The following is a 16,285-nucleotide window of genomic DNA, read 5'->3' as shown; positions in this document are numbered from 1 at the left end:
ATTTAAAATTTTGCGTTTATACCGAAAATAAATGCAGTTGATGGCGGATAGATGTTGTTGTCAATCTGAACTTCTGGGTCCAATCCACTATATCCTGAAATCGGAAGCATATTTTGAACAGTACCATATAATCTCAACCTAAAATCTTGGATAGCATTAAAATTATATCCTACAGTAAGGTTATCTAACTTTAAGAAATTACTGTTTTCAATGTAGTAGTTTGACAGTAGTTGTCTATTCTGAAAACCCGTTTCAATTACAGATTCATGCACATTATTCAAAATTTGTGCTTCAGTCAACCTACCATACCATCCATTGGCGGAGGCGGTGTTATTATAAGTTTGTCCACCTAATTTTGCTCGTAGCGTCAGCGCTAAATCAAAATTCCCATATCTAATGTTTGATGCGAAATTTGTCAAAATTGGGTGAATGGCTACACCTTGCGTTTGTAAGTCATTTTCGTTGATAATGTTGTCACCATTAACATCTTCATAAATGCTGTTTGTACCACCTACAAGTGGTTTTCCTGCAGCGTCATATAAATGATTGTAAGAATAGAAAGTAGAAATCGGCTGCCCAACTTGCAAAACCTGTATTGTTCTACCGATATCGCCTGATATTCCACCTACCTGAATCCCAGGGCTATCTTCATCAATTTCATTATTAAGTTTCACAATTTTATTTTGATTATAGGTGAAATTATAGCCTATATCCCAGCCAAATTTTTCGTTGTCTATTGCTATGAAATTCAGTCCCAATTCAACTCCTTTATTGTTCATTTCTCCAATATTGGTAGTTACCCTATCTCCAACATTAGTTGCAGCAGCTACTGGTACATTAAATAACAACTGATCAGTTGTTTTATCATAAAAATCTAAAGTACCTGATAATCTTCCATTTAGTAATGAAAAGTCAATTCCGATATTGGTTGAAATTAATCTTTCCCATTGAATATTCGGATCCACTGCAGTAGGTCTTAATAACTGAATATATTCATCTCCAAATTGGTAAGTCGCACTAGCATCACTCAAGAAATAGAATTTATCATATAAGTAATCTCCAATATTCTGATTTCCTGTTTGACCCCATCCTACTCTTAATTTCAAATCGTTAAATGTTCCTGTCAAACCCTCGAAAAAATCTTCTTCAATAATTCTCCAACCTAGGGCCGCTGAAGGGAAAAATCCATACTTATTTCCAAAACCAAAGCGAGTGGAACCATCCATTCTTCCGGTTACTGTCAGTAAATATTTATCATCATAAGAATAATTAATTCTTCCGAAATAAGATTGCAATTGATTGGTAATTGGAATCGCTCTGTATAGATCTATAAATTCTCTTGGTATAACAGTTGGATCGTTAAAGCCTTTGCTATCATCAGTTAAATTAATACCTTCATAGCCAGTCGTTTCTCTAAAAACTTCTTGGAATTCATATCCTCCAAGCACATCAATATCATGTGATCCAAACGACTTATTATAGTTTAAAGTAGTAAATAAAGTGGTGGTGTATGCATTGTTAGTGGATCTTTGCATATACCCATCTCTATTGTCATTTCTTAAGGTGAATGGCTCAAAAACCTTATTCTGACCGTTTCTTAAATCATAAGAACCGGTGGCACTCCATGTCAAACCTTCTATGCCCGGAATCTTTAAGTCAAAATTAATTGAGTTAAAAGACCTTCTATTTTCACCGATACTTTGAGTTTGTTCAAGTGTTGAAACTGGGTTAATCGGATCAATAGAAGAAACATCCCATTCATAATAGCCTCCAAATTCTTCTGCTTCAGAATCATAAACTGGTTTGGTTGGATCGAAAGATACCGCGCCACCCACAACATTTGGTTTATATTGATCGTTCGTCAATGCATTTTTGGTATTAAAAGTAATATCCAAATGATCATTCAAGACCGTAGTTTTTAATCGCATACTCAATCGAGTCACTTGGTTCCTGTCTCCTCTTAATACTTCTTTATTATCCATATGATTGACAGAAACCAGATAATTAATTTTTTCAGTTGCACCAGAGAAAGACAAATTATGATTTTGACTTAAAGTACTTCTAGTTACCTCATTGAACCAATCTGTGTCTTGGTCACCTAATCGCCCTTCGTTTTGGGGACTAAATTGACGGATTGCATTTCTGAAATTTTGAGTACTTAAAAAGTCTGGTTCTCTTAAAACTTCTGAAAAAGCAAATGAACCATCATAAGCAACTGTGTTTTGACCCTTTTTACCCGACTTGGTGGTGTATAAAATAACCCCTGCAGCCCCTCTAGAACCATAGATTGCTGTTGCAGATGCATCCTTTAAAACAGTAACACTTTCGATATCGGCTGGATTTATGAAATTATTCGCGTTTCTTGTTCCAGAGCTACCATCATTGCTAATGGGAACACCATCGACCACAATTAATGGTTGAGCCTGTGCATTTATTGAGCCCACTCCTCTAATAGTGATTCCTCCACCACCAGCTCTTGTGTTCCCAGGAGTCACGTCAACTCCAGCAATTTTACCGGTTATCAAGCGCTCTGGACTAGCAATTTGTCCTCTATTGAATGACTCTTCCTTTACCGTACTTACAACACCAGTCACGTCCTTTTCTTCTTGCGTTCCATAACCAACAACCACTACTTCTCCCAATTGAGAAATATCTTCCTGCATCTGAACATCAATTATAGACCGAGCGCCTACCACTATCTCTTGCTTGGAATATCCAATAAAAGAAAAAATCAAAACATCATTAGCATCTACTTCAAGCTTGTATTCCCCTTCCAAAGAGGTAGTTGTTCCTTGCGAAGTTCCTTTAATTTTAACACTGGTTCCAGGTAGAGTCTCACCAGTAATAGCATCAGAAACCGTTCCTGAAACGGTCCTTTCTTGCGCTTGCAATTGTAAAGTGATAAAAACCACAAGGAAAGCTGTGAGCATCCCTTTGAAGATAGCCGTGCCATCCCTCCGTAGCGTCCCACTTTGTGAGTATGTATAATTTTGATCCATATTATGATTTATTTAAAAAATTAAAACTTTATGATTTTTTGTTGTTTGCGAATACCCTCTTCTTGAAAATTGACTAAATAGACTCCTGAATCCAATTGAGATAAATCAATTACAAATCGATTTTGGTTTTCTTTTATTTCAAACTGGATGGATTTACCACTTAGGTCTGTAATAAAAATATTTTCAATTTGCTTTTCTGTCTCGATGAAAATCTGATTTTGAGCAGGATTTGGAAAAACTTTTACATTTGAACTCCAGCTTGATTTTTGACGAGCAAGAACTAATTCTTCTTGATCTTCATCATCCACATAATTTTCTATAGGCTCGCTGGTCAATATTCTAAATTCCCCTGCGATTAGAGTAATGGAGACTTCGTTTCCAATTTCATATTCTTTTCCAGTGAAGTAGTCATACCATGTACCCGCTTGAATAATCTGTTGGTCAAAAGTTTGAGTACTTTTACTGAAATTTCCCACCATCACTATTTTTACATCATTATTATTAAACCTAGCCCATTTCAAATCGCCACTCGCAGACCATTGGAAATTATCCTTGTTAATATAATCAGTTCTTGTTTTCAATTTGATTAGGCTTTGGTAAACCTGAAAAAGCTTTTTTCGCTCCGGATCTTCAAGGTATTCCCATCGGGTTGGCTTTACCCCTAACCTATCATTGTTCAATTCCTCATCGTAACCAAACTCACCAAATTGCCAAATCATTTTAGGCCCTGGAGCCATAAAGAATAAAGCCGTATTCAACTTCAATCTTTGCATTTGATCTGCTAAGCTACTTGATGAACTATTTTTCAAATCCCAGGCCACTCTTTCCTCATCGTGGCTTTCCATATAACCAATTACATGAGGCTCTTTCCAACCTTTGCTTTGATAACTCAAGCCACTGACTGAGGCACTATTTCCTTTGGCCAAATTTCTAAAATTGTGGTTTTCATTACCCCAAAGCATCATACCATAATCAGCCAGTTCTCTTTCTTCAGAATTTTCAGCAAAATGTTCTAAAATCACGTATGATTCTGGATCAACTGACCATTGAAAATCGGCTAGCCTTTTTAATAATGTAATTCTTGAAGCATCATATTGACCCCAAGCACCCACGTTTCCTAGTGTGTTTTTTTGAGTGAAGCCTTTAGATAAATCATATCGATAACCATCCACGTGGTATTCTTGCAACCAATAAGCCACTACCCTATCTACATAATCTTGGGTGTATTGACTTTCGTGGTTCATATCATAGCCAACATTAAAATCGTGACGTGCACTGGTGTTAAACCAAGGGTTTTGTGAAGTTGGGTTACCGTAATCTCCTTGATTAAATAATCTTGCCAAAGAATTTCTACCAAACTGGTGGTTTAAAGCAATGTCTAAAATGATCGCGATTCCACGATTGTGGGCTTCATTAACCAGCGTTTTAAAGTCATATTCCGTACCGTAAAATTTATCCAAAGCCAACATCGCATAAGGATTATATCCCCAACTCAAATTTCCTTCAAATTCCATTACAGGCATAAATTGGATGGCATTAATGCCTAAATCTTCGAGATAATCTAATCTCGCAGTTACAGCATCGTATGTCCTTAATTCTGTGAAATCCCTGATCAATAATTCATAAATCACTAAATCTTCATTTGCTGGCTTCTGAAAACTGTCATCCGTCCAAGGAAATTGGACTTTATTGGTTTGAATATAGCTCACAGCATGAGCTGTTTTTCCGGATGGATATGGCATTAAATCAGGGTATCGGTTATCCCTAATTATTTCAGGATCATCATATTCCGACCCTATTTTTTCAGCATATGGATCAGCAATGGTAATTTCTCCGTCCACTAGGTATTGGAATTGGTATTCTTGGCTTGGTGTTAAATTGCCAATTTCAATCCAAAACTGATCCCCATCTTTTTTCATTAGAAACTCATCCGAAAGGCTCCAATCATTAAAGGTACCAATCACAAATACATTTTCCTTAGCGGGAGCAGTCAGTACAAGGTGGACAGCAGTGTCATCTTCGCCATAATTTATTCCGTTTTGCAAACCATCAGGAAGCGGTTCATTGCCAACTACTGGATTCACTATATAGGAATAATTAAATAACTCCTCATCCGTACCATTTCCTGCTTTGATGATTAAGTCGTGAGCTTGACCATCATCAATTACAGTATGCTCGTAAGAAAATTCGGAAAAGTCTGATTCTTCATATTCCAAATTTCCATCCACAAAAAATTGAAAATGTGCTGGCTCAGAAGAAGATAATTCAATACTTACAATCTCATTTGCTTCATAAAATCCATAATTACCTGTTGGGGAAGCAATATTCACTGAAAAACCTTTACTTATTTCTGTAATAAAGTCTTCAGTTTGACCATCAGCCCAATCATTGCCTTTTAAGAGCATTCCTATTTGGGAAATAACATCAGCGTTTTGGTCGTAAAATGTCGTGGGAGTTAATGAAATACGGAATAAGGTTTGACCGTTTTCAGTTATTTTTTCAAGTTTAGCTTGATTGCTTGCTTCTGGATCAGAATCTGCAGGATTAATATTGGAGGGCGCATCAATACTTTTATCAGGTAGCCACATCCACATATAGGCATCATCGAGTGAAGCTAGGTTTGTTCCTGTCACATCATATGTGATGGTAATCTCTTGATCCGCAGAAAAGAACTCAGGGGTAATATCTGGTTGAATATCACCTTGAGCCTGACTTAAGGCAGGAATACAAAATAGAATTAGGAGGGAAAGTAACTTGTAAAATTGTTTCATATAAATCTTAAAAGAAAGACATGAGCTTTGGCTCATGTCTTAAAAATATGTTTGAATTTTATTATTGAGCAGTAATGGAAGAAGTATAATTCTCCCCATCAAATGTCAATGTTACCGTATAAGTACCATCAGCATCTACACTTAAATTATCTCCACCTGCAGATAGTGCAGTTGGATCACCACCTAAGTTGAAATCCCAGCTGTCACCAGCTCTGAATTTATACTCTCCACTGAAATCTCCTGTAAGCGTATAAGTGGTAACACCTTCCGCGAAACCTTCAGCAGTCATGTCTAAATCTTCATCCCAACTTGCTGATGGAGAACCTTCACCGATTACTCCCCAGCCAGTAGCACTCATAGTCGAAATCCAAGTATCACCTTCATCTGCGGTAGATAGCGTTATATAATAAGCTCCAGCAGCTGGCGCTTCAATATCCGCTCCATTCACGGCTAACGTAGCTTCTGACCCATCAGCAGGCAATGTTCCGCCTATGTTGAATGCCCAGTCATCATTTGTTCTGAATTTAAATCTTCTTCCTTGATCATCAACACTGTTTTCACCAAAATAAACTACACCTACCCATTTATGTACTCCATCAGTTTCACCAGTGTAATGTAAGTTTCTGTCAGCATCAAATCCATTAGCATTTGCACTTCCTATAACTCCAAACTGGTATTCTGCAGGGTCAAAAGTAATTTCTTCAGCTTCACCAGTCTTGTTAAATTCAACAAATGCACCCCCGTCATTTTGCAACTCTACACTAATGGTGTACAAACCATCCTCTTCTGAAAATGGAATATCACCTCCGCCAGGAACAAGTGCATCAGCAGCACCTCCATAATTAGTAAATGCAATATATCCCGTTCCTTCTTCATTACTTCTAATGATTTTCCAGCCGTTATTGATTCTTAATTTGTAGTTTTCATTTTGTCTTATTTCAACATCAGTAACTTCAAATGCAAAGCCATCTTCTGGATTTGAAGAAACTACATCCATATTAACATCAGACCATCCAGAAGGAGCACCAATGAAAGAAACGTTTACGACTTCCATTACAATCAATTCAGTAGTTGTTTCATCGTATGAAATCTTAAAGAATCCATCATTAGAAATAGTAATTTGGTCTCCACCTTCTTCCATAATTGCCAAGCTATATCCAGATGTCACTTCATCTCCTGTTAAATCTTCTCCAGCTACTTCTGTCATAGCCCCTCCTAATGTTGAGGTAATTTCTCGAGATTCAACTGAAACTAGATTATAAGCACCAGCAGATAAAAACACATAGTTTCCAAAAAAGCCTTCTCTTTCAACTGCAACATTCCCTTCACCTTCTACCGTTTCTGGCTGAAGTCTAGTGTTCTGTGTTGGGTCTTCACCATCTACTGCGAAATAGTAGCCATCCGCAAGAGCAAGACCATCCTCATCAACATCAATTGTTGGCTCGTCTTCATCACATGAGACCATAAACATAGCTGCGGTCAGCAACAATGCTAGGCTCCATAATTTTGTTAAGTTTTTCATAATTTAATTGTTTTAAAGTTTACTTAATTTTTTGGTCCTAAAGTCGCTTCATTTTTGTTGCGCAACTCTATTTTCCACTGTTCAAGTTTAGTGTAAGAATTAGCCTCAAAACAGTTGAAAGGAATATTTTTTACCGCAATCGGTTGCGCAATCGTTTGCGTAAACCAATGTTTTTTCAGATGTTTGATGGATTTAAATTCTTAATGAGATAAACTGGTGATTATCAATTAAAAATTTGATTTTTACCGCTATGTCTTCTGAAAAAAAAAAATTGAAAAGTAGGAGTTACATGCCATAAGTATTAAATGGTCGGTGCGCCACCAACCATGGTTGTAGAATGATCGGCATGACACCGACCAGCAAGAAGAAGATTAAATTAAAAACCAATGAAAAAAGCAAACATCACCATAAAAGACATAGCGAAGGAATTGGGAGTCTCTCCTTCTACGGTTTCTCGTGCCTTGAAAGACCATCCAGATATCAGTGTTGATACCAAAAAAGAAATCAACGAATTAGCCAAGAAACTAAATTATCAACCGAATACAGTAGCCCTAAGCCTTCGACAAAGCAAAACCAACACTTTGGGTGTGATTATACCCGAAATTGCCCATTTCTTCTTTTCTGCCGTCATTAGCGGCATTGAAGATATCGCCCATGATGCCGGATATCACGTCATTATCACGCAATCCAATGAATCCTTTGAAAGGGAAGTGATGAATACCAAAGCCTTATTTAACTCTCGCGTTGATGGTATCCTGATGTCGGTTTCTAGAGAAACAGAAAATTACGATCACTTACAAAGTTTATTGGATTATGATATCCCATTGGTTTTCTTTGACCGGATTATTGATTCGCTTAATGCATGTAAAGTGATTGTCAATGATGAGCAAGGGGCCTATGAAGCCACCACGCACCTCATTGAACAAGGTTGTTACAGAATAGCTCACTTGGCTGGACCACAAAACTTAGCCATCAGTAAAAACAGATTAAATGGATATAAAGCCGCATTGGCAGATAACCGGTATATGATAGATGATAATCTGATCAAAGTCTGCGGTTTGGGCACCTTTGAAGAAGCCGAATCTATTACCAATGAAATTTTGGATTATCGTTTTCCACCGGATGCCATCTTTGCTAATAATGATGTGGCCGCTTATGGGGCTATGATGGCAATTAGAAAGAAAAAGTTACGCATTCCAGAAGACATTGCCATTGTGGGCTTTAGTAATTGGCGGTTTTCAAGTCTCATCCAGCCTGCTCTGTCTTCAGTCACCCAGCCAGGCTTTAAAATGGGGCAAGAGGCAACGCGCTTGTTAATGAAGCAAATCAATAAGGGCGAAGATGAAGAAAGCATTACGGAGACCATTTCTTTGAAGACCAATTTGGTAGTAAGGGAATCTTCGAAGAAGATTTAAATAGATTCACAAGCGATTTTATTTGACCACTACTTAACAGGTATTTTTTGGCAGAAATACTATAAAAAAAATCTTAACTCTTAAATAGAATGTACCAGTCGCATAAGTATCCGTCAGTAGCGGGACGCTGGCGACAGGGTGAGACAGTGGAAATTACTGTCGCCTCTAGCGGATTTATTGAATGCATTATTTGTCAAAGCGAATTTTCCACTATCCGCAAGCTTGAAAAATTACAAATCGTATACCTGTAAGACCCCTATACACTTTTGGTTCTCTACCACTAAAAGCGCATTAATTTTATACTCCATCATTAATTCTTCGGCTTTCTTAAGTTTCATTTCTTTGTCAATGAATTTAGGTGAGCTAGTCATGATGTCTTTCGCTTTCATATCCATAAAGGCATTTTTTTGGTTTTTCATCCCTCTTCTCAAATCACCATCTGTAATGACACCTGCTAACTGCCCGTTTTCTTCCACTATAGCAAGCCCTAGCCTACCATTAGACATAGTACCAATCACTTCATCCATTTCGCTTTCAGCATCAATTACGGGCAAATCCGTAGAGCGCATCACATCCTTCACCGTCATTAATAGCCTTCTACCTAATGATCCTCCCGGATGAAACAAGGCAAAATGCTCCGGTTTAAAGTCACGCTCTTTCATTAAGGCCACGGCTAAAGCATCTCCCATCACTAAAGTAGCAGTAGTTGAAGAAGTAGGCGCTAAATCAAGCGGGCAAGCTTCTTGCTCTACATTAACATTTAAATGAAAGTGCGTATTTTTAGCCAATGTTGATGCGGGATTACCACTTACTCCTATCACCTTATTACCATTACGTAAGAAAAAAGGTATTATTTTTAACAATTCATCCGTTTCTCCTGAATTGGAGATGGCCATCACAATATCATGATCTTGAATCAGTCCCAAATCCCCATGGTACGCTTCTCCAGGATGGAGAAAATAACTTGGGGTTCCTGTGCTGGAAAATGTTGCTGCAATCTTCTTTCCAATAATACCAGATTTACCCATTCCTGTGACGATTAGCTTTCCTTTGCTTTCCATGATGGCGTTAACAGCTTTCTCGAAATCATCCGTCAACAAACTAGCTAAATCCTGTACTGATTTAGCTTCAATGGCAATCGTTTCTTTAGCAGATTCTAAAATTCGACTCATGCTGTTAATTTTTTTATTAAATCTTTTAAATCCTTTAAAAACAATTGGTTTGGTCCGTCACTCCATGCCTCCTCTGGGTTTGGATGTGTTTCAATAAAATATCCATTGGCTCCAAAAGCTTTTGCTGCCAATGCCATATTTGGAACAAATTCACGATTCCCACCGGTTTTTCCTCCTGCTCCTCCAGGTCTTTGGACCGAATGAGTACAATCCATCACAACAGGAAAGCCATGCTGCAACATATCTGGGATATTCCTGAAATCAACCACTAAATTATTGTAGCCGTACATATTGCCACGCTCTGTCAATAAAAGCTGCTTGTTTCCTGCTTCAGTTACCTTTTGGCAAGGATATAACATATCTTCTCCAGACAAAAACTGTGCTTTTTTTATATTTACAATACGACCTGTTTCGGCAGCTGCCAACAATAAATCAGTCTGACGGCACAAAAAGGCAGGGATTTGCATAATATCCACCACATCCTGCAATAATGCTGGTTGATACGATTCATGCACATCAGTTGTCACGGGCAGATTGTAGGTTGCTTTGATTTCCTTTAACCATTCCTTCCCTTCTTCTAAACCAGGGCCTCTTTTAGCTGATGCTGAAGTACGATTTGCCTTATCAAATGAAGATTTAAAAATAATCTCGACTCCTAATTCATTTTTAATGCTCACCAATTCTTTGGCTACTGAATGCAGTAAATCCATACTTTCCATCACACAAGGGCCAACAATAAAAAATGGCTTATCTGCGGTTAAATTCTGATATAGTTCTTGCGACATCTATTTAATAATAAATATTATAACTGTTAAAAGTAAATCTGAGTGCAAAGTTGCTATTTTAAAATTCAAAATAGAAATAAATGAATTCCAATCCATAAAAAATATCCCAAAGAGTTATCCCCCTCCAGAAAACCCCAAAAATCGACCAATTTAAAATCCTGTAATAGCTATATAATTTAATTTTTAAATACAAAAAGTTAAATTGCAAACGTAACCGCAAACGATTGCGCTGATTTTATAGTTAATTGAATACTATGAAATTTTAATATTCAATACTTTAGCAATTCTTTTAAAGGATAAATAGATGATTAGTTCACAAACCATAAATAAACCCAATCTCAACCTTCACTGCGGAAAAATTGAAAACTATAAGCGCAATGCTTATGGAATTTCCGGAAAAACCGAAAATGCCTTTTTTAGAATATCCGTTGTACAAAAGGGGATTTTTAAAATTCATATAAGCAGAACAGAAAATTTTGACGAACATTCTTATGCAGTGATCTCTAAATCGGTAGGTATTGATTTCTCCATTATTGATTCTAACGGACATATAGAACTAAAAACTGAAGCGCTAACTTTAGAAATTAAAAAGGATCCGTTTACTGCTATTTTCAAAGATATAAATGGTGAAATAATCAGTGAGGATGACCATGCATTGGGAACTTCCTGGATTGGCGAACAAGTTACCACCTACAAAAAGCTACAAAAAGGAGAGAGATTTATCGGATTGGGTGAAAAAACGGGACCGCTGGACAGAAAAGGCACAGGCTACCAAAACTGGAATACAGATCATTTTGGATATCCACCAGATAGTGATCCTTTGTATTGTACGACTCCTTTTTATATCGGCATCCATAGCGGTTTGAATTACGGTATTTACTTAGACAATTCACATAAAACTCATTTTAATTTTGGTGCTTCAAACAGACGATTCTCTAGCTTTTCAGCTGATCAGGGAGATATGGCCTATTATTTCATCCATGAAGATTCTATTGAAGATATTATAAGTTCTTATACCGATCTGACTGGTCGAATGGAACTGCCCCCTATTTGGAGTTTGGGCTACCAGCAGTGCCGTTACAGTTACAAACCCGACAAAGAAGTAATTAGTATAGCTAAATTTTTCCGGGAAAAAGAAATCCCAGCCGATGTAATTGTTTTGGATATCCATCATATGGAGCAATACAAGATTTTCACCTGGGATGGAAAAGATTTCCCCAATCCAAAGCAAATGATTGAAAAGCTTGAGGAAATGGGATTTAAAGTGGTAGTGATTTGTGATCCTGGAATAAAAATCGAAGAAGGCTACGAAGCTTATGATTCCGGTAAAAAAGAAGATGTTTTTATTAAATATCCTGACGGTGAATACTATGAAGGAGAAGTTTGGCCCGGATGGTGCCATTTCCCTGATTTCACCAATGGACAAGTCCGAAATTGGTGGCAAGATAAACTAAAAGCCTATACTGACTTAGGAATTCTGGGGCTTTGGAATGATATGAATGAAATTGCCACCTGGGGGCAATATTTACCTGATTTAATGGAATTCGATTACGAAGGTGAAAAAGCCTCGACTCGAAAAGCCAGAAATGTTTATGGCATGCAAATGGCCAGAAGTACCTACGAAGGGGCTAAGCAAAATTCTCCCAATAAAAGAGTATTTAATCTAACAAGAGCCGGTTTTTCTGGGATTCAGAGATACGCTGCCGTTTGGACTGGTGATAATGTTGCAGATGACGAGCATATGTTATTGGGCGTTCGTTTGGTCAATAGCTTAGGATTAGCAGGAGTTGCATTTTCGGGTTATGATATTGGAGGTTTTGCGGGAGATGCAGATAGTCAATTATTTGCTCGTTGGATTTCCATTGGGGCTTTCGCACCATTCTTCAGAGGACACAGTATGATTAACAGTAGAGATTCTGAACCTTGGGCTTATGGAGAAGAAGTAGAAGAGATTTCCAGAAATTATATCAATCTAAGATATAAAATGATGCCTTATATCTATTCAGCTTTTTACGAAGCACATGAAAAAGGTATTCCGGTAGCTAGAAGTTTGGCTATTTATCATCCTCATGACGAGAAAATCTATAACTCTTTGTACGAAAACCAGTATTTCTTTGGACCGGACATCATGGTGGCTCCCGTAGCCAGTAAAGTTAATTTAGCAAAAGTATACTTTCCAGAAGGGGAATGGTACGATTTATTTGATGATACTTTCTATAGAGGGAATCAGGAAGTCATCGTTGAATGCCCAATTGAGAGATTACCTGTTTTTGTGAGAGCTTCGGCAATAATTCCAATGCAGGACAAACTGGAAAATTTAAGCCAAAACAATAATGATTGTCTGCATTTGCATATTTACGGGGGCAAAGAAAAAAATAAATATGAATACTATGAGGATGATGGAGAAACTTTCAATCATGTGAGTGGAGATTTTTATAAAAGACTGATTGAGTTCAAGCCTGAAAACAGACAGTTGACTCTACATCAAAAGGAGGGAAATTACAATAGTCAATATCAGAAAGTTAAGGTTTTCTTTCATGGATTCGAAGGAAAATTAAATGGGAAAATCCACATTAATCAACAAACCATACCGTTGGACAAAGAAGATTTTAATTTTGTAGATCAAATTTCTAACTTCGATCCCTTACCTGAAAATGAAAGAATTAATTTAAAGGTAAACGATCTACCAAATGCTATTTTCAATTTAGAAGATGGGAGAATAGATATTGATTATTAGTCCTTACTATGCAACTAGATTTTTATATGCAGAAAAACATCTTTTTAATCGCCATTGCCATATTTCTTTACTCTTGTGAATCTGTTAATGAGAACCATCAACAGGAATCTATCTTATCATATCCTGAAAAAGCTAAGGCTATGAATATTTATGAGGTAAATATTAGGCAGTATACTCCAGAAGGTACAATTGAAGCCTTTCTCCCTCATCTGGACAGATTAAAAAATATGGGAGTTGATATTTTATGGGTTATGCCTGTTCAACCTATTGGAGTAAAGAACCGGAAGGAGCCTTTGGGAAGTTATTATTCTATTAAAGACTACACTGCTGTAAATTCCAATTTTGGTGTTTTGCAGGATTTCAAAAAATTGGTTACCAAAGCCCACGAAAATCAAATGATTGTACTATTGGATTGGGTGGCTAACCATACCGCTTATGATCACCATTGGGCACAAGAACATCCTGAATTTTACAATTTAGATTCTGCAGGCAATCTACAATCACCTGTAGCAGATTGGACTGATGTTGCAGATCTTAATTATGAAAATGAAGATTTACATCAAGCCATGATTAATGAAATGAAATGGTGGATTACCGAAACTGACATTGACGGTTTCAGATGTGATGTGGCAGGAATGGTACCAAATGAATTTTGGAAAAAAGCTATTGATAGTCTTGAGGCTACAAAAGATGTTTTTATGTTGGCAGAATGGGATGAACCCAAAATGCATGATGCAGGATTTGACATGACCTACGGCTGGGAATTTCATCATTTATTGAATGATATAGCAAAAGGACACGCAAATGCTGATTCTCTAGTAGCATACCTGAAAAAAGATGTTGAAAAATATGATTCTTCAGCTTTCAGAATGTATTTCACCTCCAATCATGATGAAAATAGCTGGAATGGGACGGTTTTTGAAAGGATGGGGAATGCTTATGAAGCTTTGGCTGTCTTAACTGCAACAGTTCCAGGAATGCCGCTGATATACAGTGGTCAAGAAGCAGGACTGGACAAGCGATTACCATTTTTTGACAAAGACACTATTGACTGGTCAGAATTAGCTTATGAAGACTTTTATAGCCGATTGTTGCTACTTAAGCATAATAATCCTGCCTTGTGGAATGGGGCTTTTGGAGGAAGTTTTCAAGAAATTAATAAACCCCAAAATTCATCTAAGATGCTTGCGTTCAGCAGAAAAAAAGATGATAATGAGGTGTTAGTCATCATGAATTTATCTGATTCTACGCAATCATTTGTCATTGATAAGAACTATACAGGAAAGACCTATCAGAAGGGTAATAATCCAGAACTTACAGTTACCTTTTCTGAAAATCGAGAACCTCTTGCCTTTGATGCTTGGTCTTATATGATTTTAACTCAAAACAGTTTGAAAGATAAATAATGGATAACATATCGATAGCCTCTGAAAAACCAAAATTAAGCTTTTGGGAAATTTGGAATATGAGTTTTGGTTTTTTAGGTATTCAATTTGGCTTTGCCCTTCAAAATGCAAACGTAAGTCGGATATTTGAAACACTAGGTGCAGAAAAAGAGAGTCTACCTATATTATGGTTAGCCGCTCCAGTGACAGGCCTAATAGTGCAGCCCATCATCGGCTATTATTCGGATAAAACCTGGATTCCAAAATGGGGAAGGCGAAGGCCGTTTTTTGCTATTGGTGCTATTCTAGCGACTATTGCATTATTTATTATGCCAAATTCTCCTAGTCTGTGGATAGCAGCCGGAATGCTTTGGGTAATGGATGGTTCAATCAACGTCAGTATGGAGCCATTTAGGGCTTTTGTAGGCGATATGTTACCTAACGAACAGCGATCCAAGGGATTTGCACTACAAGCATTTTTCATAGGAATTGGAGCGGTGGTTGCCTCTGTATTACCTTATGTCCTAACCAATTGGCTTGGATTCAGCAACGAAGCCCCGGATGGACAGATACCTGATTCAGTCAAATGGTCATTTTATATCGGAGGTGTTGCATTTTTAGCTGCGGTAATGTGGACCGTTTTCAATACAAAGGAATATCCTCCGGAAGATATTGAGAAACTCAAAAAGGAAAATAGTGAAAGAGGCGTTTTTACAGGCTTAGCAGAATCATTTATGGGAATATTTAAAATGCCCAAAACAATGGTTCAATTGGCATTCGTCCAGTTTTTTTCATGGTTTGCTTTGTTTGCCATGTGGATTTATACCACTCCAGCAGTAACTGAACATATTTATGGAACCACTGATCCTAAATCCATTCTTTATAATGAAGGAGCTAATTGGGTGGGAGTTATGTTCGGTGTGTACAATGGAGTAGCGGCTTTTGCAGCATTTTTATTGCCAAAATTATCCAAATACTTTGGTCGCAAAGGAACACATATGATCGCATTGTTTTGTGGTGCTGCCGGACTCATCTCCATATTTTATATTAGCGATCCAAATTTATTGGTATTCAGTATGATTGGCGTAGGAATAGCTTGGGCTAGCATACTTTCCTTGCCGTATGCCATGTTAAGCAGTGCTTTACCTTTTGATAAAATGGGCTATTACATGGGTGTTTTCAATTTCTTTATTGTAATCCCACAAATTGTGGCCGCGGGAATTTTAGGATTCATACTGAAAAATTTCTTCAGCAACGATGCAATTTATGCTTTAATCATTGGAGGCACTTCTTTAATTCTGGCTGGAATATTAAGCCTTTTTGTTACTGATGATGATAAGGAAAAACAGCTGGCTTAGAGAAGAAGCAAATTCCTTTAAAGCGATTAAAATTTAACCCCTAAATATGAAAGATCAGGATTTGATTTGATAGATGTATTAAATCTTTACAATTTGATCAAAAATGCTTGGCTTTATTTATTAAATTTATGATTTATGATG

9 protein-coding genes are annotated in these 16,285 nt (G+C 37.2%); 4 read left to right on the top strand and 5 right to left on the bottom strand.

The window, feature by feature from the left end; translation table 11 throughout:
• Window positions 1-2 precede the first annotated feature (2 nt).
• The 3 genes from Q3Y49_RS13005 to Q3Y49_RS12995 form a co-directional block, all read right to left on the bottom strand.
• The gene (locus Q3Y49_RS13005; protein WP_303268732.1) at window positions 3-2,999 is read right to left on the bottom strand and encodes a SusC/RagA family TonB-linked outer membrane protein; all 2,997 of its coding nucleotides are present in this window, start codon (window positions 2,997-2,999) and stop codon (window positions 3-5) included.
• Between the two features lie 20 nt (window positions 3,000-3,019).
• A complete protein-coding gene (locus Q3Y49_RS13000) occupies window positions 3,020-5,770 on the bottom strand; it encodes an alpha-amylase family glycosyl hydrolase (protein WP_303268730.1) in 2,751 nt (916 codons plus the stop codon).
• Between the two features lie 61 nt (window positions 5,771-5,831).
• Window positions 5,832-7,292 (bottom strand): cadherin repeat domain-containing protein, encoded by a 1,461-nt coding sequence (locus Q3Y49_RS12995; protein ID WP_303268728.1) that lies wholly within the window; start codon window positions 7,290-7,292, stop codon window positions 5,832-5,834.
• Window positions 7,293-7,678: 386 nt separating this feature from the next.
• Here Q3Y49_RS12995 and Q3Y49_RS12990 point away from each other — a divergent pair, with 386 nt between their 5' ends.
• Window positions 7,679-8,707 carry a LacI family DNA-binding transcriptional regulator gene (locus tag Q3Y49_RS12990; RefSeq protein ID WP_303268726.1) on the top strand — a complete coding sequence of 343 codons (1,029 nt, stop codon included), beginning with the start codon at window positions 7,679-7,681 and terminating at the stop codon, window positions 8,705-8,707.
• A 230-nt stretch (window positions 8,708-8,937) separates the two neighbouring features.
• Here Q3Y49_RS12990 and Q3Y49_RS12985 read toward each other — a convergent pair whose 3' ends face one another.
• Together Q3Y49_RS12985 and kdsA are read right to left on the bottom strand one after the other, a co-directional pair.
• A complete protein-coding gene (locus tag Q3Y49_RS12985) occupies window positions 8,938-9,879 on the bottom strand; it encodes a KpsF/GutQ family sugar-phosphate isomerase (protein WP_303268724.1) in 942 nt (313 codons plus the stop codon).
• Entirely contained in the window at window positions 9,876-10,664 is a 789-nt protein-coding gene (gene kdsA, locus Q3Y49_RS12980) for a 3-deoxy-8-phosphooctulonate synthase (protein WP_303268722.1), read from the bottom strand. Before kdsA ends, Q3Y49_RS12985 begins: the two co-directional genes overlap by 4 nt.
• A gap of 304 nt (window positions 10,665-10,968) precedes the next feature.
• Here kdsA and Q3Y49_RS12975 point away from each other — a divergent pair, with 304 nt between their 5' ends.
• Genes Q3Y49_RS12975 through Q3Y49_RS12965 form a run of 3 tightly spaced genes read left to right on the top strand, consistent with a single transcriptional unit; the run spans window position 10,969 to window position 16,144 of the window.
• Complete coding sequence (locus Q3Y49_RS12975) at window positions 10,969-13,401, top strand: glycoside hydrolase family 31 protein (RefSeq protein ID WP_303268720.1); 2,433 nt, start codon at window positions 10,969-10,971, stop codon at window positions 13,399-13,401.
• Between the two features lie 8 nt (window positions 13,402-13,409).
• On the top strand, window positions 13,410-14,807 hold the full coding sequence (locus tag Q3Y49_RS12970; protein WP_303268718.1) for an alpha-amylase family glycosyl hydrolase: 1,398 nt from the start codon (window positions 13,410-13,412) through the stop codon (window positions 14,805-14,807).
• Window positions 14,807-16,144 (top strand): MFS transporter, encoded by a 1,338-nt coding sequence (locus tag Q3Y49_RS12965; protein WP_303268716.1) that lies wholly within the window; start codon window positions 14,807-14,809, stop codon window positions 16,142-16,144. The genes Q3Y49_RS12970 and Q3Y49_RS12965 overlap by 1 nt, the downstream gene beginning before the upstream one ends.
• The last annotated feature ends 141 nt before the right edge of the window (window positions 16,145-16,285 follow it).

It is taken from the genome of Marivirga harenae (assembly GCF_030534335.1).
Taxonomy (GTDB): Bacteria; Bacteroidota; Bacteroidia; order Cytophagales; family Cyclobacteriaceae; genus Marivirga; species Marivirga harenae.
This window is presented reverse-complemented; position numbering and strand designations above follow the sequence as displayed.